Annotated in this window: 22 protein-coding genes; 12 read left to right on the plus strand and 10 right to left on the minus strand. The window is 34.5% G+C overall.

Features of this window, described 5'->3' with window-relative positions; all coding sequences use genetic code 11:
- Positions 1-311 precede the first annotated feature (311 nt).
- Together AVL50_RS01380 and coaBC are read left to right on the plus strand one after the other, a co-directional pair.
- Positions 312-620 (plus strand): DNA-directed RNA polymerase subunit omega, encoded by a 309-nt coding sequence (locus tag AVL50_RS01380; protein WP_044204845.1) that lies wholly within the window; start codon positions 312-314, stop codon positions 618-620.
- 358 nt (positions 621-978) lie between these two features.
- On the plus strand, positions 979-2184 hold the full coding sequence (gene coaBC, locus AVL50_RS01385) for a bifunctional phosphopantothenoylcysteine decarboxylase/phosphopantothenate--cysteine ligase CoaBC (protein WP_062614685.1): 1206 nt from the start codon (positions 979-981) through the stop codon (positions 2182-2184).
- 71 nt (positions 2185-2255) lie between these two features.
- Here coaBC and AVL50_RS01390 read toward each other — a convergent pair whose 3' ends face one another.
- From AVL50_RS01390 to AVL50_RS01400, 3 genes are all read right to left on the minus strand, one after another.
- Positions 2256-2510, minus strand: a complete 255-nt coding sequence (locus AVL50_RS01390) for a hypothetical protein (protein WP_062614686.1) — start codon at positions 2508-2510, stop codon at positions 2256-2258.
- 11 nt (positions 2511-2521) lie between these two features.
- On the minus strand, positions 2522-3394 hold the full coding sequence (locus tag AVL50_RS01395; protein ID WP_062614687.1) for a pyridoxamine 5'-phosphate oxidase family protein: 873 nt from the start codon (positions 3392-3394) through the stop codon (positions 2522-2524).
- A gap of 75 nt (positions 3395-3469) precedes the next feature.
- Positions 3470-4030, minus strand: a complete 561-nt coding sequence (locus tag AVL50_RS01400) for a TetR/AcrR family transcriptional regulator (RefSeq protein WP_062614688.1) — start codon at positions 4028-4030, stop codon at positions 3470-3472.
- Positions 4031-4192: 162 nt separating this feature from the next.
- Between AVL50_RS01400 and AVL50_RS01405 the strand changes: the two genes are divergently transcribed.
- From AVL50_RS01405 to AVL50_RS01415, 3 genes are read left to right on the plus strand one after another with little or no spacing between them, the layout of a single operon-like run.
- Complete coding sequence (locus AVL50_RS01405; protein WP_062614689.1) at positions 4193-5095, plus strand: DUF4835 family protein; 903 nt, start codon at positions 4193-4195, stop codon at positions 5093-5095.
- An 18-nt stretch (positions 5096-5113) separates the two neighbouring features.
- A complete protein-coding gene (locus AVL50_RS01410) occupies positions 5114-5938 on the plus strand; it encodes a hypothetical protein (RefSeq protein ID WP_157491093.1) in 825 nt (274 codons plus the stop codon).
- On the plus strand, positions 5938-6576 hold the full coding sequence (locus AVL50_RS01415) for a class I SAM-dependent methyltransferase (RefSeq protein ID WP_172826740.1): 639 nt from the start codon (positions 5938-5940) through the stop codon (positions 6574-6576). Before AVL50_RS01410 ends, AVL50_RS01415 begins: the two co-directional genes overlap by 1 nt.
- 1 nt (position 6577) lies before the next feature.
- Here the strand turns inward: AVL50_RS01415 and AVL50_RS01420 are convergent, their stop codons facing one another.
- Both AVL50_RS01420 and cobA read right to left on the minus strand, forming a co-directional pair.
- Positions 6578-7123, minus strand: a complete 546-nt coding sequence (locus tag AVL50_RS01420; protein ID WP_157491094.1) for a hypothetical protein — start codon at positions 7121-7123, stop codon at positions 6578-6580.
- A 386-nt stretch (positions 7124-7509) separates the two neighbouring features.
- A complete protein-coding gene (gene cobA, locus AVL50_RS01425; RefSeq protein WP_062614693.1) occupies positions 7510-8262 on the minus strand; it encodes a uroporphyrinogen-III C-methyltransferase in 753 nt (250 codons plus the stop codon).
- Positions 8263-8740: 478 nt separating this feature from the next.
- On the opposite strand from cobA, the gene nirB reads away from it, so the two are divergent.
- Positions 8741-11230: a nitrite reductase large subunit NirB gene (gene nirB, locus AVL50_RS01430; RefSeq protein WP_062614694.1), complete on the plus strand. Its 2490-nt coding sequence runs from the start codon at positions 8741-8743 to the stop codon at positions 11228-11230.
- Between the two features lie 91 nt (positions 11231-11321).
- Entirely contained in the window at positions 11322-11696 is a 375-nt protein-coding gene (nirD, locus tag AVL50_RS01435; protein ID WP_044204817.1) for a nitrite reductase small subunit NirD, read from the plus strand.
- A 161-nt stretch (positions 11697-11857) separates the two neighbouring features.
- Here the strand turns inward: nirD and AVL50_RS01440 are convergent, their stop codons facing one another.
- Genes AVL50_RS01440 through cysC form a run of 3 tightly spaced genes read right to left on the minus strand, consistent with a single transcriptional unit; the run spans position 11858 to position 14713 of the window.
- Entirely contained in the window at positions 11858-13165 is a 1308-nt protein-coding gene (locus AVL50_RS01440; RefSeq protein WP_253764241.1) for a sulfate adenylyltransferase subunit 1, read from the minus strand.
- A gap of 20 nt (positions 13166-13185) precedes the next feature.
- Complete coding sequence (gene cysD / locus AVL50_RS01445; protein ID WP_062614695.1) at positions 13186-14091, minus strand: sulfate adenylyltransferase subunit CysD; 906 nt, start codon at positions 14089-14091, stop codon at positions 13186-13188.
- 7 nt (positions 14092-14098) lie between these two features.
- Entirely contained in the window at positions 14099-14713 is a 615-nt protein-coding gene (gene cysC / locus AVL50_RS01450; protein WP_062614696.1) for an adenylyl-sulfate kinase, read from the minus strand.
- Positions 14714-15022: 309 nt separating this feature from the next.
- Here cysC and AVL50_RS01455 point away from each other — a divergent pair, with 309 nt between their 5' ends.
- Positions 15023-15862, plus strand: a complete 840-nt coding sequence (locus AVL50_RS01455) for a hypothetical protein (RefSeq protein ID WP_062614697.1) — start codon at positions 15023-15025, stop codon at positions 15860-15862.
- A gap of 95 nt (positions 15863-15957) precedes the next feature.
- A complete protein-coding gene (locus AVL50_RS01460) occupies positions 15958-18147 on the plus strand; it encodes a tetratricopeptide repeat protein (protein ID WP_062614698.1) in 2190 nt (729 codons plus the stop codon).
- 25 nt (positions 18148-18172) lie between these two features.
- Here AVL50_RS01460 and lpcA read toward each other — a convergent pair whose 3' ends face one another.
- A complete protein-coding gene (lpcA, locus tag AVL50_RS01465) occupies positions 18173-18757 on the minus strand; it encodes a D-sedoheptulose 7-phosphate isomerase (RefSeq protein WP_062614699.1) in 585 nt (194 codons plus the stop codon).
- Between the two features lie 277 nt (positions 18758-19034).
- Between lpcA and AVL50_RS01470 the strand changes: the two genes are divergently transcribed.
- From AVL50_RS01470 to AVL50_RS01480, 3 genes are all read left to right on the plus strand, one after another.
- The gene (locus AVL50_RS01470) at positions 19035-19874 is read left to right on the plus strand and encodes a mechanosensitive ion channel family protein (protein ID WP_062614700.1); all 840 of its coding nucleotides are present in this window, start codon (positions 19035-19037) and stop codon (positions 19872-19874) included.
- 239 nt (positions 19875-20113) lie between these two features.
- Positions 20114-21760 carry a glucose-6-phosphate isomerase gene (pgi, locus tag AVL50_RS01475; protein WP_062614701.1) on the plus strand — a complete coding sequence of 549 codons (1647 nt, stop codon included), beginning with the start codon at positions 20114-20116 and terminating at the stop codon, positions 21758-21760.
- 333 nt (positions 21761-22093) lie between these two features.
- Positions 22094-22771 carry a head GIN domain-containing protein gene (locus AVL50_RS01480; RefSeq protein ID WP_062614702.1) on the plus strand — a complete coding sequence of 226 codons (678 nt, stop codon included), beginning with the start codon at positions 22094-22096 and terminating at the stop codon, positions 22769-22771.
- On the opposite strand, the gene AVL50_RS33470 is transcribed toward AVL50_RS01480, so the two are convergent.
- The coding region (locus AVL50_RS33470) for a hypothetical protein (RefSeq protein ID WP_216639001.1) at positions 22768-22977 on the minus strand (210 nt) is incomplete at its 5' end. The two genes, AVL50_RS01480 and AVL50_RS33470, sit on opposite strands and share 4 nt — an antisense overlap.

Consider the following 22977-nt stretch of genomic DNA (forward strand, 5'->3'; position numbering starts at 1 on the left):
ATGTGGGAGTTGAGAGATATAAATCATTTAGTTGGTGGCCTTTCTGCAAGAGCACATCAAATAATCTACACTCCATAACCTCCATTTCCCAATAACTACGTCATCATATCACTTTTTGCAGTGGTAAAGAAGTAGGCTACAAAGTTATTGAAGTAGATAAAACCACTGATAATGAGACTTCCCAAAAATTACTTCAACTTATATTAAGTTTTATTTTTTATAGATTCAAAAGCATTTTTTGGGAATATCGCAAAAAAACAATAATTTAGCGGACTTGTAAGTAGTATTCGATTATAAATAATATATATCTAATGCCTAAAGCATCACTTATAACTCGTGATTTAACAGATTTGACGAAAGAGACTGATAATATCTATAAGTCAATTGTTATTGCGGGAAAACGTTCAAGACAAATCTCATCTCGTTTAAAGGATGAGTTACAAGCAAAATTGTCAGAATTTGCTACCACTGTTGACAACCTTGAAGAAGTTCAAGAAAACCGTGAGCAAATTGAGATTTCTCGTTTCTACGAGCGTATGCCTAAAGCAACGACTCTTGCTGTTGAGGAGTTGATTGAGGATAAGATCTTTTTTACTAATGTAGAAGACAGATCATACTAATTGATCGGACACTATTATTAGACCTAAGAACTTCCAAGTTTACATTTAAGTAGAATTGGAAGTTCTTTTTTTTTATTTTTACTGCCCAAGAGCAGTATCAATGGAATACTAAAGAATAATTTTAATTGTAATAAGTACTAAGTCAAAAATAAATCATAGTTAATTCTAATTAATTTTTTGTGAGTACAATGCTAAAAAAACGTATTAATAGTGGTTCTATTAAAAGTTTTTTGAAGGAAGTAATCGTAAAACAATAAACAGAATTAGTGTTAGATAATTTTGAATTTGTACTTAAAACCTGGTTTTTAGGAAAATACCATTAAAATCGCTCAAAAAAATAACTGAATCAACATAACAAATGGATAGCATTCTTAAAGGAAAAAAAATCTTAATCGGTGTTACAGGAGGAATTGCAGCGTATAAAATTGCATTATTGACACGCTTATTGAAAAAACAAAAAGCGGAAGTTCAAATAATCATGACAGAGGCTTCAAAACAGTTCATCACTCCTGTTACATTATCTACACTATCAGAAAACCCTGTATTAACTCATTATGCAAATGAAGAAACCGGTGAATGGAATAGTCATGTAAAGTTAGGCCTTTGGGCAGATTTAATGATTATTGCTCCAGCCACAGCCAATACCATGGCAAAAATGGCCAACGGTATGTGCGATAATTTATTGATGGCCACCTACCTTTCTGCACGTTGTCCTGTAATGATTGCTCCTGCTATGGATTTGGATATGTTTATCCACCCTTCTACCACAAGAAATATCAATACACTTACTTCTTATGGGCATATTATTGTCGACGCTGAAGAAGGTGAGTTGGCCAGTGGTCTAGTTGGAAAAGGAAGAATGGCAGAACCTGAACATATTATTGACGCTGTCCAAGCATTTTTCCAACCTAAAGAAGATCTTCCTCTCTATGGTAAAAAAGCAATAGTTACGGCAGGCCCTACAAGAGAAAAAATTGATCCTGTAAGGTATATTACGAATGGTTCTACAGGTAAAATGGGATATGCAATTGCAGAAGAGTTAAGAAATCAAGGTGCCGAAGTGACCATTATTTCAGGCCCTGTTTTACTACCTCCTCCTGCATCAGTTGAAGTAACTAAAGTACTTTCTGCTCAAGAAATGTACGAAGCAGTTGATGCTCGTTTTGAAACAACTGATATCTGTATTTTCACAGCAGCGGTTGCCGACTATACTCCAACACAAGTTTCTGATTCCAAAATCAAGAAAGAAGAAGGTAATCTTCAGGTTGATATGAGAAGAACATTCGACATTGCTAAAACAATGGGCGAGAAGAAAAAAGAAGGGCAAATTACAGTAGGTTTTGCACTAGAAACAGACAATGAGTTAGAAAATGCAAAAGCAAAATTGAAAAGAAAAAATGTCGATTTTGTAGTATTGAACAGCCTTAATGACAAAGGAGCTGGCTTTGGCCACGACACTAACAAAGTGTCTATTGTAGCGAATGAAGGAGTCTCAGACTTTCCTTTAATGACTAAAAAAGAAGTTGCTGCTACAGTGGTAAAAAATATCATTGAAAGGCTTTAATCCAATAAAAAAGTAGGGTAGACTTTTAACTCTACCCTACGTTGCTTCTAAAAACTGAATGCTTCATTGATTTAAAACATTGGCGTTCCGTCTACTTTCTCATATTTATCGCATCGGTCTTCATACCAACCATCATACAAAACGGTCAACTCTTTAAAAAACTGTCCAATTCTCTCTGCACCCCTATACTCTTCCTTACCTTGCACAATGATGGGCATTTCTAAAGTGTCCTCTGTTTCTACTTTTTTTGCTAGAAACATTTCATCTAATTTTTGTTTGATCAAAAGATCCTCTTTTCTCGTGGGGTTAATTTTTAATAGTAGCATAATGATTTATTTTAATAGTTATAAACTGATGAATCAAAAAATATAGACTGCAACTCAATCGTTTCATGATAATGCACCCAATCTTTTACTGTTAATTCCCAATGCGTCACTTCACTTTTGTCTTCATTAAAGATTAAAATTGCTTCTCCTTTAACATCAAGCAGTTCACCGTTTTCAAAATCAAAAAACAACAAACCTACTTTAGAGTAATCAAGTATATTACCTAAGGAATTATACAAACCATTCCCTTTATAGTCAGGCACTTTCAGAGTATTGTCACCAACCTTAACAAAACCCTTATTTCCTCCCCTATGAGAAGCATCCATATCTCCATTTGCATTACTTGTTCCTATGAAAAAAGTGTCTGCATTTTCAATCATTTTAATCTGATCAATTGTCAAAACATTTCCTTTCTTGATTACTTTAGAATTGGAATAGTTAAACTCAAGAGTTCTTGATTGAATGTACTTTGGGCAATTAACATACGCTTGCTCTACTTCAATTTCAAGCATTGAATTGTACTGCCTAACCATACCATTAACCCTCAATCTTCTCCGGGACAATAAATCGATAAATAGAAAACCTACTTTTTGAATGGTTTTGACATCAACTTCAAAATGCTCAATCATTTGAGCTTGTGACTCTAGATTTATTTTAATAACAGAAGGAGAAGGTACTCGAATCATATCCATACCACTCAATGGCAGTACCTGAGGAAAACCATTTTTATCTCGATAACTCATAAAAGCATAATTCAAGCTTCTAATAAAACGAGAGGCCCGTTCATCTATCTGATTTGTAATAATTTTCCTAGCTACTTTATGATTGATATTGGAGCCAAGTATTTCCTGTAAATAGCGTTCTTTCTCGTGAAATAATTCCATAGCATATTATGTTTTGGGAATGTAAAATTTAGGGTATTCAGTTGTTGGTTTATGCAGCAATTCAATAAGAAAACTTCATAATTGATATAATTGAGCAATATTTTTCAGAGTCTGAGTAAAAACTTCATTCTTTTTCATCACCTTCGATACCGTCAATGCACCTTGAATTTGAATCATCACTTTCACAGCATTTTCCTTGGCTAGAATGGGATCAAGGCCTTTGTCAATTCCAAACTGTTCCCAAGCTCCTATCCAATTGGTCATCCCTTTTTCTAATTCTTTATCAAAAATGGAATAACTATTCTCTAATGAAAGTGCCTTGAAAAGACAAGTATATTCTCCGTTGTTATAAAAAAGACTTATATTTTCCAAGGCCTTATCTAACCTTGTCTCTATATCTAAATTTTGGTCTTTCAAGAATGACAATATGTTCTGACTAACCCAATCGGCCACAAAAGCCATCACTTTTTGGGTCATTTCAATTTTACCATTCGGAAAACGATGGTAGAGACTTGCTTTTTTCAAGCCAGAGCATTTTTCGAGATCCCGGATACTAACTCCGTCAAATCCTTTGGAGCGTATACTTTGAAATATACTTTTTATCAGCTCTTCATCATTTATTTTCTGAGGTCTCATATTTATTAGTAATTTACCGTTCGTTCGGTAAATATAAAGAATATAATTTACAAAACTAATTCTACTATATTTTAGTTTAGATGTTGATGAGAAATTTAAGAATTGTATATTCGTAAATAGTATTTTTTTAATAAGCTATTGTTGCTTATAAAGCAGTCCATTATGAAACAACTTCTAATATTCTTTTTTGGTTTACTTATCGTTTCGAAAAACTACGCACAGGAAATCAACGCTACTGTGACTGTAAATGGCGAACGTGTACAAACCGCTGAAAAACAAGTGATCACTGATTTGCAGAATAACATGCAACAGTTTATTAATGGTCAAGAATGGACGGATGATAAGTTTGAAGATGTAGAAAAAATCAAACTTAATTTATTAGTAACACTAGGGTCAAACTCTGATGTTACCGCTCAGAGTTATACTGCTGATGTGCAAATACAAAGTATTCGTCCTGTTTATGGTGCTTCATTTGAAACAACTACGCTAAACTTTCTAGACACAAAATGGCAGTTCAATTACAATGCTTCTGACAGAATGGTCTATTCCAAAGGCATCTACAGTACTGAAATTGTAGCATTAATGAGTTACTATTCTTATATTGTATTAGGCATTGATTATGATACTTTTTCTCCCAAAGGTGGGTCAAAATACTATGAAAAAGCATTAGAGATTGCCAATTTTTCTGAACAGAATGGTAGAGCGGGATGGAGTGCTTTTGGAGATAAAAGAGACCGCTTCTTCCTCGTTCGAGATTTCATGGACCCTCAATTTGAGAAATTCAGAGAGTTCTTATATACTTATCACCGACAAGGTTTAGATATCTTTGAAGAAAATCCTGAAGAAGCCAGAACCAATATTTTAAAAGGATTGAATGACCTTAAGATCGTTAGAAAAAACATTCCAATTTCTGTTACAATGGATGTTTTCTTTGCTGCAAAGGGAATTGAAATGGCTAATCTTTTTGCAAAGGCACCTTCAGAAATGGCCAATGAGGTTGGAAAATTGTTATTAGAATTAGACCCCACTCGTTCGAGTCAATATAAAAAATTATTAACCCCATAACTTTAACCCTCTTCTTCTTTGAAGCAACTTTATCACTATATACAAGCCTTGAGCATAGATGTGGCACTGGGTGCTATAGTCTGTTCTATGTTTCTGGGTAAAATCAATAATACAGAAATTCCAATCCCCATTTATTTTTCACTCGGAATTGCCGTTTGGGTTATCTATACATTGGATCATTTGATGGATGCCTTTTCCATTCAACATACTGCACATACTTTTAGACACGCTTTTCATCAAAAACACAAAAAAGCATTATCTACCGCTTGTTCTGTTTTAGCATTCGTAGGTTTCATAGTCACCGTCAGCTATCTCCCCCTCACTGTATTCTATCATGGTATTGTATTAATGATAATAGTAGGTGCCTATCTTTTGATTATTAACCTGAAATTTATCCCTTTTTCAACATTCAAAGAAACCACAGTAGCACTGATCTATACTTTGGGCGTTGCACTTCCAGTTTATAGTTTAAGCGACACTTACCACCCTGCTCTGCATTTCTTCAGCATTAGTATTTTCATTTTAGCTACTATAAATCTATTGGAATTTTCATTATTTGATTTTGAATCCGACACCAAAGATAAAATGATGTCTGGAGCCTTAAAATTAGGTTATGAGGGAATCAATTTAAGATTGAAAATCCTTTTCGCAGTGTTCACTTTTTTGTTTTTTATCAGCTTCTTTTGGTTAAAACTTGACTATATCATTCCACAAATAATCTTCTTTTTAATGGGTTTATCCCTATTTATCATTTATATTAAGTCAGATTTCTTTTCGAAAGATGATTATTTTAGGATTTTAGGAGATTTTGTCTTCCTTTATCCAGTGTTATGGGTTTTATAATGAACAAAGATCAATTTGATTATATAGCAAAGTTTTATGATTTCCTTGCTGCCATTGTTTTTGGCAAGGCAATCCAAGAAATTCAATTGAAACATCTTGAAAAGGTTAGAAAAAACAGCAGAATATTAATTATCGGCGGAGGTTCTGGGAAGATCTTGAAAAAGATTGATCAATTAGGTATAGCATCTGAAGTTGTATATATTGAAAAATCTCCTAAAATGACCGCTTTAGCAAAGAAAAACAGCATTAGAACACCCGTAAAGTTCGTCAGCACTTCTTATGAAAATGCCAAAGACTACGGACAATTCGATTTAGTTATCACCAATTTTTTTGTTGATTTATTAAATGAGAAGCAGTTTCAAAAGTTTATCCCTTTTATTTATTCGTTATTAACCGACTCAGGAAAATGGATTGTCACTGACTTTAGAATCCATGAGCGTTTTCCATTAAGGTCGCTCCACAAACTTATTCATCTAAGCATGGTTTCGTTTTTTAGGATTACCGTAAATCTTCAAAATACAAAACTTTTCAATTATCACACTTTAATCCACGAAAGCCATTTTTTTCAAGCTGAAAGTAAAAAATATGCTTATATGCATATGATGTTTAGCAGTATTTTCAAAAAAAGAAAGATGTAATCTAGTTACAGCCTCTTTCTAAAATCCCATCTGACTGATACATCATTTGAGAAGGCAATTGCACTTCAGGAAGTATAGCATTCAAAGCACTCAAATCCATAAAATATTGTTGTTTTTCCTGATTCCACTTGAATGTGTTGACACTTTCAATAAGTGATGTTAATTCTTCTATATCAGAAAAAGGGTTATCATTATCACAATTGACAAGTGTTTTGATTGGAGTAGATTCCTCAATGATAAACGAATAAGAAAAATCTTGATTTAAGAATAAGTTTGAAATCTGTGCATTGACTTCTACTACCACATCTTGTTTTACACCATCAATCTCACCCTCTCCTTTCAACATTAAAATCAAACGTTCGGCATTAGGTCTAGCATTTAACAACACCTGAACTTCTATAGATTCATTTGTCAAATTAGGAAGATCAATACTTACATCCTGTTGCTCAAAATATATTTCCTGAAAAGAGCTTGGATCCACATCTAGATCATTGCAAGCATTAATAATCATAAGTAGGAATGTAAAAATAAATATGTTCGCTTTCATGCAAGAGTGAGTTAGTGACTTTAACAATTCAATAAAATTACAAAACAGATAAAAAGGTTGAAAGAAAAGCTTCACTTTTCCCCCAACCTTAACAATCAATTTATATAGAATACATTTACTACACACTTATGGCTGAAAATGTTTTACTTCTCTACCTTTTCGGGCCTCAAGAAAAAAAGAGCCAGAAGTAAAATTGAATAATCCATTGGTTATTCAATCTGAGGCAAAAAGTAAAGCTCCTTCACAAGAAAGAAATTGTTATAAGATAATTTAGCTTTACCAATATGAAATAAAAAAAGCCCCAAGATCATGGAGCTTTTTCTGTTCTAGTTCTTTTTGCCAGAGAAATAGAGTATTATTTTAAACACTTAATTTATTAAATAGAGTTATATAGAGTTCTTTACCATTGACACTAATGACTGTTTTGCAACCAACTTCACTACCTCACCAATTACGATAACCGCTGGAGGTCTAACACCTTTTTCATTGGCTTTCTCCACAATATCACCCAAAGTACCTGTTACAATTTTTTGTGTAGGTAATGAAGCGTCTTGCACTAATGCAATAGGTTCATCTTCATTACGGTACATTGAGAACAACTGAGAAATCAACTCCAGTTTTCCTACCCCCATCAATATTACGATAGTAGCTGAAGAAGAGGCAGCATGTGTCAAATCTTTTGAAAGTCCACCCGAACAAGTAGTTGCAGTCACTACCCAAAAGCTCTCATTAATTCCTCTTTTCGTAACAGGAATACCAGCTAATGTTGGCGCTGCTAATGAAGATGAAATACCAGGAACAACTTCACAATCAATTCCATATTGCTGTGCATGTTCAATCTCTTCCTGACCTCTTCCAAATACAAATGAATCTCCTCCTTTTAATCTTGTTACTGATCCGTATTCAAATGCTTTCTCTACAATCAGTTCATTTGTTTCTTCTTGTTTTAAATGATGAGCACCAGCTCTCTTACCTACGTAAACCTTATCCACATGATCAGGAATAAGTGCTAATATATCCTCTGATACTAATGCATCATATAATACTACTTTACTCTCCTTTAAAATACGTACCGCTTTTAAAGTAAGTAGTTCTACGTCTCCTGGACCTGCTCCGATTAAGTAAAATGTTGGTGTCATAATTCTAGTGTTTAGGTGAATTGCTAGCTCAAAACTACGTATATATACTTAATTAATCAAGGTTTTTACGTAATTTTTAAGTAACTCACCCTACTTACATTCATTTTAAAGGTAAAAAGTATAACTCTTACGAAGTGTATATTTAAATAATAACTTAAAATATAACAATGATTAAATGTAATTATTAAAAAATAAAATTTATTTCTCGCATATAAAGTAAAAAAGCTGATTTTACTCAACAATAATATTTATCGTAGTTATACTTAGAACCCATACCTTATATACAGAAAAGGAAATGAAGACCTAACTATAGTAGTATACACAATATATAAATTACGTATTTACAGCTTAAAAATACTTAGAATTAATCTAAACAATGACTTTTTTTATCTTTATAATCATTTTTTAAGTAAGTAATATTGATTTTTCAGTATTTATACGTAGTTTTACTTAAAATCAATATTAAACAGAATCAATTATGGCAAGAATAGTTATTGTAGGAAACGGTATGGTTAGTTATAAGCTATGTGAAAAGCTTGTTGAGAAAAATTCATCCGCATCAATTACTGTCATAGGCGAAGAACCTCGTCCGGCATACGACAGAGTACATTTAAGTGCTTATTTCGAGGACGAAAATGCAGACAAACTTACTATGGCACCTAAGGATTGGTACGACGGAAATGGTATCAATCTCATCACTAGCGAAAAAGTATCTCAAATCAATAGAGAAGAACAATATGTGACTACACACACTAATTCAAAGTATGAGTATGATTACTTAGTATTAGCAACAGGTAGTTCAGCTTTCGTTCCTCCTATTAAAGGAGTGGAGAAAAAAGGCGTTTTTGTTTATAGAACTATTGAGGATTTAGAAATGATGATGGCTTATGGTAAAAAAGCATCATCTGCAGCAGTTCTTGGTGGAGGTCTTTTAGGTTTGGAAGCAGCGAAAGCTGCTATTGACATGAACTTAAAAACTTCAGTAGTAGAATTTGCTCCTCGTTTAATGCCAAGACAAATTGATGAAGAAGGTGGTTTATTACTGAAGAGTAAAATGGAAGATCTTGGTATCGACATTTTATTAGGTAAGGCTACTAGTAATATTGAAGGAGAAGAAAAAATGACGGGAATGGCATTCTCTGATGGTACTTCTTTGGATGTTGATATGCTAATTATCTCAGCGGGCATCAGACCAAGAGATGAATTAGGAAAAGAAGCAGGTTTAGAAGTTGCTGAAAGAGGCGGTTTCGTAGTGAACTCATTAATGCAAACTTCAGATGAAAAGATTTTTGCAGTTGGAGAGTGTGCTTCTTATGAAAATATGATTTATGGGTTAGTTGCTCCAGGCTACGACATGGCAGAGGTTGTAGCCGAGCAAATAGCCAATGATAATAAAGAATATACATTTACTGGATGTGATATGTCTACCAAATTAAAATTAATTGGTGTAGATGTAGCGAGCTTTGGTGATCCGTTCTGTGATAATATCCCACATTATCCAATCTCAATCAATGATAAGAAAAACGGTATCTACAAGCGAATCAATGTTGATTTAGAAGGTAAAAAGCTATTAGGTGGTATTCTAATCGGTGATGCTGATGATTACAATATGCTTCACCAGATGTTTATCAATGAAATGGCTTTACCTCCACATCCACAAGATTTAATCATCAAATCTTCAGGTGAAGAAGGTGGTGCAGGAATCGGTATTGATGCTCTTCCTGATACAGCTCAAGTTTGTTCTTGTGAAAACGTATCAAAAGGCGACATCTGCTGTAGCATCAAAGACGACGGTGTAACGGACATCAACGGTATCAAGGCTGCTACGAAAGCAGGTACTGGCTGTGGTGGTTGTCTACCAATGGTCAACAACATCCTTGAAGATACTCTTGCACAAATGGGTACAGTAGTTCGTAAAGAAATTTGTGAGCACTTCCCTTACACTCGTCAAGAGATGTTTGATTTAATCAAAGTAAATGAAATCAAATCCTATACTGAGCTATTAGAGAAGTATGGTAGCGGCGGTGGTTGCGAAACCTGTAAACCATTAGTAGGTTCACTTTTAGCTAGTATATGGAACGACTTGATCTTAAAAGAGTCAACAATTCAAGATACAAACGACAGATTCTTGGCAAATATCCAAAAAGGTGGTTCTTACTCTGTAGTACCTCGTATTCCAGGTGGTGAGATCACTCCAGACAAACTAATTGTTATTGGTGAAGTTGCAAAAGAATTTGATTTATATACTAAAATCACTGGTGGTCAAAGAATTGACTTATTCGGTGCACGCCTAAACGACCTTCCATTAATCTGGGAAAGATTAGTAGACGCAGGTTTCGAAAGTGGTCATGCTTATGGTAAATCACTTCGTACTGTAAAGAGTTGTGTAGGTAGTACTTGGTGTAGATTCGGTCTTCACGATTCAGTAGGTTTCGCTATTGAAGTGGAAAACAGATACAAAGGTTTAAGATCTCCACACAAATTGAAAGGTGGTGTTTCTGGTTGTATTCGTGAATGTGCTGAAGCTAGAGGTAAAGATTTTGGTATCATCGCTACGGAGAAAGGATGGAACTTGTACGTTGGTGGTAACGGTGGTGCAAATCCTAAGCACGCTGTTCTATTAGCAGGTGACATTGATAAGGAAACAGTAATTAAGTACTTAGATAGATACTTAATGTTCTATATCAAAACGGCTGAGCCATTACAAAGAACTGCTCCTTGGCAAGAGAAATTAGAGGGTGGCATTGATTACTTGAAGCAAGTAATCTGTGAAGACTCTCTTGGAATTGGCGAACAATTGGAAAATGACATGAAGATCTTAATTGCTCACTACACTTGTGAGTGGAAAGCGGCAATCAATGATCCTGAAATGAGAAAGAGATTTACTCACTTCAGTAACGATGATTCTCATGATCCAACGCAAAAATTCAAGAGAGAAAGAGGTCAACGTTTCCCAGTTGCTTGGTAATTACTAAGACAAGAGTTGACAAAACAAAAGAAGTGCATTATTCATCGAAATACTGCACTTCTATTTCCCATTCCTTAAAAATTAGAATACAATGACATTTGAACATAATACATTAGATCAAGTTACTACATGGGTCAAAGCAGGACATGTAAGTGACTTTCCAGAAGACGGAGGTTCATCTATACTTTATAAAGATCAACAAATAGCCGTTTTCAACTTCACTACCATTAATAAATGGTTCGCTACACAAAATTTATGCCCTCATAAAAAGCAGATGATCCTTGCAAGAGGTATCATTGGTACGCAAGGTGAGGAACAGACGCCTAAAGTGGCATGCCCTTATCACAAAAAGACTTTTTCTCTTGAGACAGGTGAAAACCTGAACGGATGCGAGGATTCTATCACTACATTTCCGATAAAGATAGAAGATGATACCGTATTCGTAGGTCTTGTAGAGGAAAAATAGGTGAAAAGTAAATAATTGAAAACACTTCCATATGGGGGTGTTTTCTCTCTTAGTCAGTTATTTGATTAAAATTCCAACCTCTTTCCTGTAAAAAGAAAGAGCGATCAGATAGTAAAAATAAAGCGGAACTTCAATTTTTGAAGTTCCGCTTTTTTATTTCCTTATGCAGTGATCATCCCTGCCGCTACTGTTTCATTTGACTCTTCATCAATAAGAATCAAACTACCGGTAGCCCTGTTTTTAGTATAAGCATCAATCATTACTGGTTCAGAAGTTCTGATTGTGACCTTACCAATTTCATTCATTTTAAGATCATCTGCATCGTTCAAGCTTTCCATTGTATTGATGTCTAGCTTGTCATCAATAGAAGCAACTTCAGCACTCACTTCGTTTGAAGTATGTCTTAAAATGTATTTATTATTTGGTACTAATGCGTTTTTGTTCATCCAGCATAAAGTAGCTGTAAACTCAGTAGCACTCTTTGGCTCAGCGTCTGTTTTGGCAAGCAATTCACCTCTTGACAAATCTAAATCATCATTTAGTGTTACTACTACAGACATTGGAGGGAAAGCTTCTTCAATCTTACCGTCCATTGTTTCGATTGTCTTGATTGTAGTTTTATCACCTGAAGGTAAAGCTACTACTTCATCTCCAACTTTGATGATACCGCCATCTACTCTACCGCCGAATCCTTTGAAACCTTCCGCTTCAATTACTCTTTGGATTGGGAAACGACCGTTCTCTAAATCGTGATCATTGCTGATTTCTACTGATTCAAGATTGCTTAGTAAAGCACCACCTGTATACCAAGGCGTTCTTTCCGAGTCATCCACTACGTTATCCCCTTTCAATGCTGAAATAGGAATAAAACGGATATCCTCGATACCAATCTTTGAAGACATTTCTAAGAAATCCTTCTTGATTTTATTGAATTGCTCTTCAGAGTAATCCACCAAGTCCATCTTGTTTACAGCAACAATGATGTGCTTGATCTTCAATAAAGAAGCAATGTAAGTGTGACGTCTTGTTTGCTCAATCACACCATTACGAGCATCCACCAATACGATCGCTAAGTTCGCAGTGGAAGCACCCGTTACCATATTTCTTGTATACTGAATATGACCTGGAGTATCCGCAATGATAAACTTACGTTTTGGAGTAGCAAAGTAACGGTAAGCCACGTCAATCGTGATACCTTGTTCTCTCTCTGCTTTCAAACCGTCTGTCAATAACGCAAGGTTTACATTTTCGTCACCTCTTGTTTTACTTGATTTTTCGATTGCTTCTAATTGATCTTCGAAGATTGACTTTGTGTCATACATCAAACGACCAATTAAAGTACTCTTACCATCATCCACACTACCCGCAGTAGTGAAACGAAGTAAGTCCATATTCATATAAGATTGATCTACTGCTGAAGCAGACTCTTCTCTTCTAATACTTGGATTGTTTAATACTGTTTCGCTCATTGTTTTAGTAGAATAATAGTTTAGAAATAACCTTGTAATTTTCTTTCCTCCATTGCCGCTTCAGATCTCTTATCATCCGAACGGTTTCCTCTTTCAGTAGTTCTTGAAGAAGCTACCTCTTGGATAATTCCTGCTAAATCATCTGCATCAGACAATACAGCACCTGTACAAGTCATGTCTCCTAAAGTACGGTAACGAATCAATTTCTCTTCATATACCTCATCTTTAAGAAGTGTATTCCATGGAGATTCTGCTAATAAAATTCCATTTCTATTTACTACATTTCTCTTATGAGCAAAGTAGATTGAAGGTAAAGCAATTTTCTCTTGAGCTATATATTGCCATACGTCCATTTCAGTCCAGTTTGAGATAGGGAAAATACGGAAGTGCTCGTAATCATTGTAACGACCATTGTAAAGCGTCCATAATTCCGGACGTTGGTTCTTAGGGTTCCATTGTCCAAACTCATCTCTATGAGAGAAGAAACGCTCTTTTGCTCTCGCTTTTTCTTCATCTCTACGGCCTCCACCAAAAGCTGCATCTACATTGTACTCTTCTAAAGTTTCTAAAAGAGTAATCGCCTGTAAACCGTTTCTACTTGGGTTGGTGCCAGTTTCTTCAACTGCAGTTCCTTTATCAATTGACCCTTGAACAGATCCTACGATTAGATCCAAGTCATATTCTTCTACCAGCCAATCTCTGTAATCAATGGCCTCAGGGAAGTTGTGTCCAGTGTCCACGTGAATTAACGGGAAAGGTACTTTTCCGGGCCAGAATGCTTTTCTTGCAAGGTGCAACATGACGATAGAGTCCTTGCCACCAGAGAATAGCATTGCTGGTCTTTCAAACTGAGATACTACCTCTCTAAATACATAGATAGCCTCCGACTCGAGTTGTTTTAAGTGGGTCAGTGTATAAGACTGCATTCTAAAGTTATTTGATGTTTGATAATTTAATGACAGGAAGAACAGCATCCAGTAGTTGCTTTAAACTCTCTTCCAAAGTTTGAGTATGCGTTGGGATTCTTACAAATGGGTCAGCAGGAATTTCAAAAGGAGAATCCAAACCCGTAAAGTTTTTAATCTCACCAGCTAGTGCTTTTTTATAAAGCCCCTTCACATCTCTTTCCGCACACACCTCAAAAGGTGCATCTATATGTACTTGGTAAAAATCTTCTTCACCAATAATATCTCTTGCTTGAGCTCTAATTTCCTCTGTTGGGCTGATTAGAGAACAAATAGTGATCAATCCTGAACTAACAAAAAGCTTTGACACCTCAGCTGATCTTCTTACATTTTCAGTACGATCTTCCTCTGAGAAGCCTAAGTTGCTATTAATGCCTGTTCTAAGGTTGTCTCCATCTAAAAGCATGGTATTGTAACCTAAATCATGTAAAGCAAATTCTAATGCTCTAGCCAATGTACTTTTTCCAGATCCAGAAAGACCTGTCATCCAAAGTACAATACCTTTTTGTTTTAATGATTCTTGTTTTTTCTCTCTTGATAAAAGAGAATTAAAAATCGGATGTATATTCGTTGCTTCGCTCATACGTATATTTTATTTAGTACTGCGGCAAATATACTTGAGCTTTTGAAATTTCTATCCTTAATTATTCAATGAATTGAATAATAATATATTCAAAGAATTTAAATGGATAAGAATTCATAATATCTCAATTACCTTTGACCTAGTACCAAGAGTAAGGTTAATAATTCTATTACCCTATATATTTAATAGACAAATATATAGTAAGCGTATTTTATTACAAACAATTCAGCAAAAAATTAACCTTCTTGCAATATTAATGATAAAAAAAGCAGTCATTTATTACGTAATTTTCATACATTAACAAAACAGATGATAAATCACAATAAAAACTCAAGGGAGGAAGAAGTCGAAAGTTTAAAGACCCTTTTTAATTATTTAGAAACTTCTAATATTAAATATCATATTGATCGCTATTCTGATTTATCCCCTTATATTTTCATTTCACTTGAAAGTATCAATACAAAAATTCACTTTATTAGCCCAATTCCAGAGCACAAAAAGTGGCATTCAGAACAGTTACTTAGCTCAATTAATTCTAGATTCCCAGAAAACCGTATTATTCACCTTTGGAGAGATGTTTGGCATTCACGTCAAAATGCAGTGCTTTCAAGAATTGCTGGTTTATTGGGAGTGACTAATAGAATTTTTGCAAGAACTTTAGAGGTTAAAAGAATAGATGTTCATACTTTGAATGACTTCATAGAAGTAAACCACATCAGTGGTTCTCCCAATTCAAAAATCAAATTGGGACTCTATAAAGGTGAAAAACTAATGGCTGTGGCTTCCTTTAGTGGAAAAAGAAAAATAAATGATAGAAATGGTTTACCTCATCAATCTTATGAACTTATACGCTATTGCAATCTCAACTATCATACGGTTGTAGGCGGGTTAAGCAAGATCTTAAAACACTTCATTAAAACATATTCTCCAGATGATATCATGACCTACACTGACTCTGATTGGTCTATGGGTGAGAGCTTTATAAAATTAGGATTTGAAAAAATCGATCACACCTCTCCTATTGCATTTAATTGGAATGAAGGTCTTAACACAAGAGAAAAAATGAATCAAACCACTGAAATTAGTTATAAAGTTTTTAACACTGGAAGCAACAAATATGTACTCAACTTAAATAGGATTAACAATTAAAATTTAATGGATATAAAAATGTTTATTAACTTATCGTTTGATTACACCGTTTAAAGATAGAATTATCAGGATGTTCTATCTATTTAACATGTCATATGAAGAACTTTTTAGGCATACTTTTTATTTTCTCTCTTTTTCAATTACCAACGATAGATGCTCAAAACAAAAAAATTGAGCAATTGAAAAGCGAGTTACCAAACCTCTCTAAAGGTCAAAAATGGGATACCATGATTGACTTGATGTGGGAGTATAGAGACATAGAACCAGAAAAAACTATTACACTTGGAAACGAATTATTACAAGCAACAAAATCTGATGTAAAGTTTAAAAATACGGCCAAGGTACTCAATCTTATGGGAGTAGCTCAACGTAATTTAGGTAACTACACTGAATCATTAGACTATTACAAACAGGCATTACTTCAATCTGATATTTTAAATGATACTCCTCAAAAAGGATATGCTTATATCAATATTGGCAACCTCTTTTATTTTCAAGGCAATCAATACGAAGCTCTGAAAAATATGAAAGAAGCATTAATTATCAGTACTAAGGAGGAAAATAACCATATGATGGGTTATTGTTACATGAACCTAGGAGACATTCAGCTTTCTTCTGGGAAATATGATATAGCACTTGATAATTATAAAAAAGCAAGAGAAGCAAGAGTTGCTATTAATGATGCTGAAGGGATTGCTGTTGCAGATTATAGTATTGGAAAAGCGTTTCTTGAAGGTGGAAGTCCTCATTTAGCTCGTAGTATGTTTAACAAGGCTTTGGAAGAAGCTCAGAAAACAGAATACGAATCATTACAGTATAAATGCTTTGAATATTTAGGCCTTACCTACACCTATAGCTCAAATGACAGCCTTTCATGGGCTTTAAAATATTACGATCAAGCCTATGAAGGATTTCTTCAACATCAACAGCCTTTGGGACAAGCACGCATTCTAATCAAAAAAGCTGAAGTAGAATATAGGCTCAAACATTATGATGAATGTATTTCATATGCTACAAAAGGACTTGAAATCGCAGAAAACCTACCCGCCATTGCTGAGGCTTTACAATTTTCTGAAATTCTTGTAAAAGCTTATAAAAAGAAAGGGAAAGTTAGAAAAGAGAACAAAGCTTTAAGAAATAATATTAAGTACCTCAAGCTTTTTAATGACAGTGAAAAGTTGAGAAGAGCGCAAATGCTGGATAATTCTATTCAGCTATCCAACAAAGAAAAAGAAATTGACAAACTGTATTTTGAAAAGAAAATATCCAACGATCAAATTCAGAATCAACAGTACTTTATTACAGCCCTGATTATTGTTTTTGTGCTTCTAGCTGTTATTGTTTATCTACTCAACTTACGTTCTAAACGTTTTAAACAATTCAGTATTCTAATCAAGGAAAAAGCCAAGGAAATCCAAAAGCAAAAAGTAATTATTGACCAGAAAGCTTTGGAGGAACATGAACTGAATGAAAGACTCCTAGAGAAAAATATTGAATTGATGGAAGCGTTGGAACAATCTAAAAAGATGTTTGAACAGCTGGAGAAAAACGACAAATTAGCACTTCTAGGACAAATGATGGCTGTAGTAGCTCATGAAATCAACAATCCAACCAACTTCATTTATAATAACGTTGTTCCTATTCAAGAGACATTAGCAGAGTTCCTTACGTTTTTTAATGAAATGGATAATGTTGATGAAGAAAAAATAGAGGATTTAGAAGAATGTGGACTGTTGCTTGATGGTATACAAGATGGTGTGAAAAGGATTATGGATATTTCTGCTGAACTGAAAAATGTTGTAAAAAGTAATCATGGTCTTCCCAAGCCGTATATGGTTCATGAAAACCTTGATACTACACTTAACCTTTTGCACAAAAAATACAAGTATGATGAGATTGAGGTGGTTAAAGAATACGATCACAAAGTAGAAGAGATTATTTGCCTTGGAGGAAAAGTTTCTCAAGTATTTATCAATTTGATTGACAATGCGTTCCAAGCCATCAAAGAACATACTCCTGAAGGTGGACGAATTATTATCAGAACAACTCTTTTAAAAGATAAAGTTGGGGTAAGCATTATTGATAATGGTGGTGGAATTAAAGATTTAGATCATTTATTCGAGACTTTCTTTACCACCAAAAAAGACGGTTTAGGCTTAGGTTTAATGATCTGTAAAGACATTATCAAACAACATAAGGGAGAAATTAATGCCTTCAACAACAAAGAGGGAGGTGCAACTTTCTCGATACAACTCCCTCTTGAATTTGATGACTCAGGCGTTTAAGTCCTTTTTGTATTAGTCATTCCTATTAATATCCTAATTTCTTTTCGATAAGCTGGATTATAATATGAATTACTTTGATATGGATTTCTTGGATACGGTCAGCAAAACCAAAGTGTGGCACTCTTATTTCAACATCAGCCATATCAGCCATTTTTCCTCCATCTTTTCCAGTTAAAGCAATTACCTTAATGCCTTTTTGGTGTGCAGTATTGATGGCATTCACTATGTTTTGAGAATTCCCGCTTGTACTCAATGCAAAAAGCACATCTCCTTTTCTTCCCACTCCTTCTAAATACCTTGAGAAAACATACTCATATCCATAATCATTGCTCACACAAGATAAATGACTTGGATCTGAAATAGAAATAGCACCTATCGATGGTCTATCTTCTCTATACCTTCCCGTCAATTCCTCTGCAAAATGCATGGCATCACAATGCGAACCTCCATTTCCACAAGAAATCACCTTCCCTTCATTTTGAAAAGAACTTACAAGAAGATCTGCTGCCGCTTCAATTGCCTTTATATTATTAGTATCTGATAAAAAACGAGTCAACACTTGCTGTGCTTCCTGCAACTCTTCAATTACCAAGTTTGTATAATCTGACATGTAATCTTTGTTTTTTAATGAAAAAAGCAATGTTTTTTCTTTTTCCAGTTACAATATTCTGAAAAATAATTCTAATTTTATACAATCTAAGTATCTAAGTATACAGGTAATATTAATTTATATTTCATTTAACTAATAATTCTTTCTGAAAAACAATCATGATTTTCCCTTTGAAATTCTTAGTTGATCGTATGGATGAATATTTCATTGCGTTTAGAAATTAGATAGAAAGTAAATTCTTCAATTCCCAATCTATTCTTTAATTATAACCTTACAAATGGAAGAAATCTCTCAATATCAAGAAGTAATAACAGTTTCAACTGTCAATTTCGTTAACCAGTATGCTTTTAAGCTACTTCAAGCTTTAGCCATTTTAATTATTGGTTTTTATATAGCCAATAAAGCTGGAAGTTTTGTTTCCACTCAGGTCAAAAAGAAATACTCTGACAACAAGGCTTTAGTAGATTTTTTAGTTTCAATCACAAAGATTATCCTAAAAGTTATCATCGTTGTTGCAGCAATAGGCCAAGCAGGAATTGAGACAACATCGTTTATTGCAATGTTAGGTTCTGCAGGTTTAGCTATTGGTTTAGCACTTCAAGGTTCTTTGGCCAATGTAGCGGGCGGTGCCTTAATTTTAACTTTAAGACCTTTCAAAAAAGGTGAATTAATCGACGCTCAAGGTCATTTAGGGGTTGTTTCTGACATTGGATTATTTGCAACAACCATTGTTACTCCACACCGTAGACACGTATTTATTCCTAATGGGGCTTTAGCAGGTGGTGTTATTAAGAATTTTACTCGTGAAGGTTTTGTAAGATGTGATATTCCAATTGGTATTTCATACGGTGCCAATATTCAAAAGGCAAGAGAGATATTACTTGATCTCGCAAATAACGACAAAAGAGTACTAGACAATCCTGAGAAGCCTGTAGTTTGGGTAACAAACCTTGGTGATAGCTCTGTAGATTTACAATTAAGAGTTCATGTAAGTGTAGATGACTATTGGGGCGTTCTTTTTGAAACGACTGAGGCCGCTAAAATCGCCTTTGATAATGCTGACATCGAGATTCCATTCCCTCAACGAGTGGTACACATGCAAAAATCAGAAGATTAATAGAAATTGAATCAAAAATGATATAAATAAGAAAGAGCATACGAATAAAAAGTATGCTCTTTTTGTTTTCTCTTCCTTTTTATTTCCCCTATCAATCCGTTGAAATCAAAATAGTAAGTAAAATCACAAAAGTGTGAGTAAAATCAACTTGTGTCATTCCTATGAAATCGTAATTTTGTGACTTGAAGCAAAAGCTTCTATTATTTTAGAAATTAATAATACACAAAAGCAGATATAACATGTTGAAAACAGTAAACCCGACTTCAACAAACGCTTGGAAAGCACTTGAAGCTCATTATGCTGAAATGAAAGACGTACATATGAATGATTTATTCAGTGCGGATGCAGATAGAGCAGAAAAATTTTCATTGACGTTCGAAGATATTTTTGTTGATTTTTCAAAAAACATCATCGACGAGAAAACATTCAGCCTACTTCTTGACCTTGCAAAAGAAACTGGTGTAGCTGAAGGTATTCAATCAATGTTCGCTGGAGAGCATATCAACCAAACAGAAGATCGTGCTGTTTATCACGTAGCATTACGTAATCAGTCAAACGCTCCTATGTCAGTGGACGGAGAGGATGTAATGACTGAAGTGAACCACGTAAAACGCCAAATGAAAGAATTTACAAACAAAGTAGTTTCTGGAGAGTGGAAAGGTTATACGGGTAAAGCTATTACTGATGTTGTAAATATTGGTATTGGTGGTTCTGACTTAGGTCCTTTCATGGTCACTGAGGCTTTAAAACCATACAAGACTAACATCGATATTCACTTTGTTTCTAATGTTGACGGTACTCATATCTCTGAGACATTAAAAGGTTTAAATCCTGAAACAACTTTATTTATCATTGCTTCTAAGACGTTCACTACGCAAGAAACAATGACTAACGCTAACTCGGCTAGAGAGTGGTTCTTGGAAGCTGCAAAAAGCGAAAATCATATCATGATGCACTTTGTTGCTCTTTCTACAAATGAAGAAAAAGTAAGAGAGTTTGGTATCGCACCTGAAAACATGTTCCGTTTCTGGGACTGGGTAGGTGGTCGTTACTCATTATGGTCGGCAATTGGTCTTTCTATCGCTTGTAGCATTGGATATGATAACTTCGAGGAGTTATTAGAAGGTGCTCACGCAATGGACAACCACTTCAAATCTGCTGAATTCGGCGAAAACCTTCCTGTTATCTTAGCAGTATTAGGTATCTGGTACAACAACTTCTTTGGCGCTGAAAGCCACGCTTTACTTCCTTACGATCAGTATATGCACCGTTTTGCGGCATATTTCCAACAAGGTGATATGGAGTCTAATGGTAAATATGTAGACAGAGCGGGTAATCCTGTAGACTACCAAACTGGTCCAATCATCTGGGGTGAGCCAGGTACAAACGGTCAGCACGCCTTCTACCAATTGATCCACCAAGGTACTAAATTGATTCCTGCGGACTTTATTGCTCCTGCAGTTTCTCAAAACCCTATCGGTGATCACCATCCTAAGTTATTATCTAACTTCTTTGCTCAAACTGAAGCATTGATGACTGGTAAATCTGAGGAAACTGTAGTTGCTGAATTCAAAGCGGCTGGAAAATCAGACGAAGAGATTGAGAAATTAAAGACATTCAAAGTGTTTGAAGGTAACCGTCCTACAAACTCAATCTTATTCAAGAAGTTAACTCCATTTACATTGGGTGCGATGATCGCTATGTACGAGCACAAAATCTTTGTACAAGGTGTAATGTGGAACATCTTCAGTTTTGATCAATGGGGTGTAGAATTAGGTAAGCAATTAGCGAACAAAATTCTTCCTGAATTACAAAACGATGATAAAGTTGCTTCTCATGATTCATCTACGAATCAATTGATCAACAAATACAAAGAGATGAGATAATTCATCCTTTAGAAATACATCTTTAAGCACCACATTATGGTAATGTGGTGCTTTTTTTATGACTATTTGAACACGTTTTTTAAGAAATAGAAGAATAACAAACGAATTGTAACAAAGTATAGTTTTGAAAGTAGCTATTAACCTAAACCAAAGATTTTTTATAAAAACAGGTAAAAGTTTTTGATCTATTTTTCTTTACTCAATGTATTACCCTTTGAAAGGGTAATACATTTTTTTTGAAATGAACTTTGAAGAACTCGTAAAATAAATTCCTATATTGATGCAACTATTCTAATTCACTTTTGTCTTTAAAAGAAAACTTTTACTTTCATCATGAACAAATTACTATTATTTACGAGTGTCATTTTAATTTCTATTTCCACAACTTTTGCTCAAAAAGAACAAATCACTAAAAAAATTGAAGTGGAGGATTTCAACTCCATTGAAATCATTGGTGAGTTTGACGTGGTCTTCAAACAAGGAGACGTTGCCAAAGCTTTTATTGAAGGAAAAGAAAAGTATGTCAATGAGGTTACTGTAACTCAAAAAGGAAACCACATTGAATTTAGAAATAAAAAAGACGGAGAAGAAAAGAAATCGTCCAACTCAAAAACAAAAAAAGTGGTACTTTATGTACAGTTTGTTGATTTGGAGAAAATCGAAACTTCAATGGTTGGGTCAATGTCATGTGACAACGATTTGAAGTTCAACGAGCTTGATTTTGAATATACAGGTGTAGGTGATACCGAATTGGTATTATCTGCCAAAAAATTCAATCTTGAGTTTGATGGCGTAGGTCAGATCACCCTGAAAGGAAAAGCCAACAAAGCTACAATGGAATGTAATGGCGTTGGTAAAGTAATGGCCAAAGATTTTGTAGTTAGGGATTTGGAAGCAGAATGTAATGGTATTGGAAGCATGCACGTAAATGCTGAACAGTATATCAAAATGGAAGCTTCAGGTATTGGTTCTGTCAAAAACCATGGGAATGCCCAAGGTCCGGCTAACTAAGAGAATTCATCTTGAAATAAGATTCTCATTGAAGGGAGTGATTGAAAAATATCACTCCCTTTTTTTATGTCTTCTGTTTTTTTCTTAGTTTCAGAATAAGTACTGTGACAGAAGAAAAGGGATGATTTTAGTTTAATATTTTTTATTCTAATCAAGGCAGATTTGCAGAGCATAGCCTTAGTTACGCGATAAAAATCTAACGAAGA

The organism is Flammeovirga sp. SJP92 (assembly GCF_001583495.1).
GTDB lineage: Bacteria > Bacteroidota > Bacteroidia > Cytophagales > Flammeovirgaceae > Flammeovirga.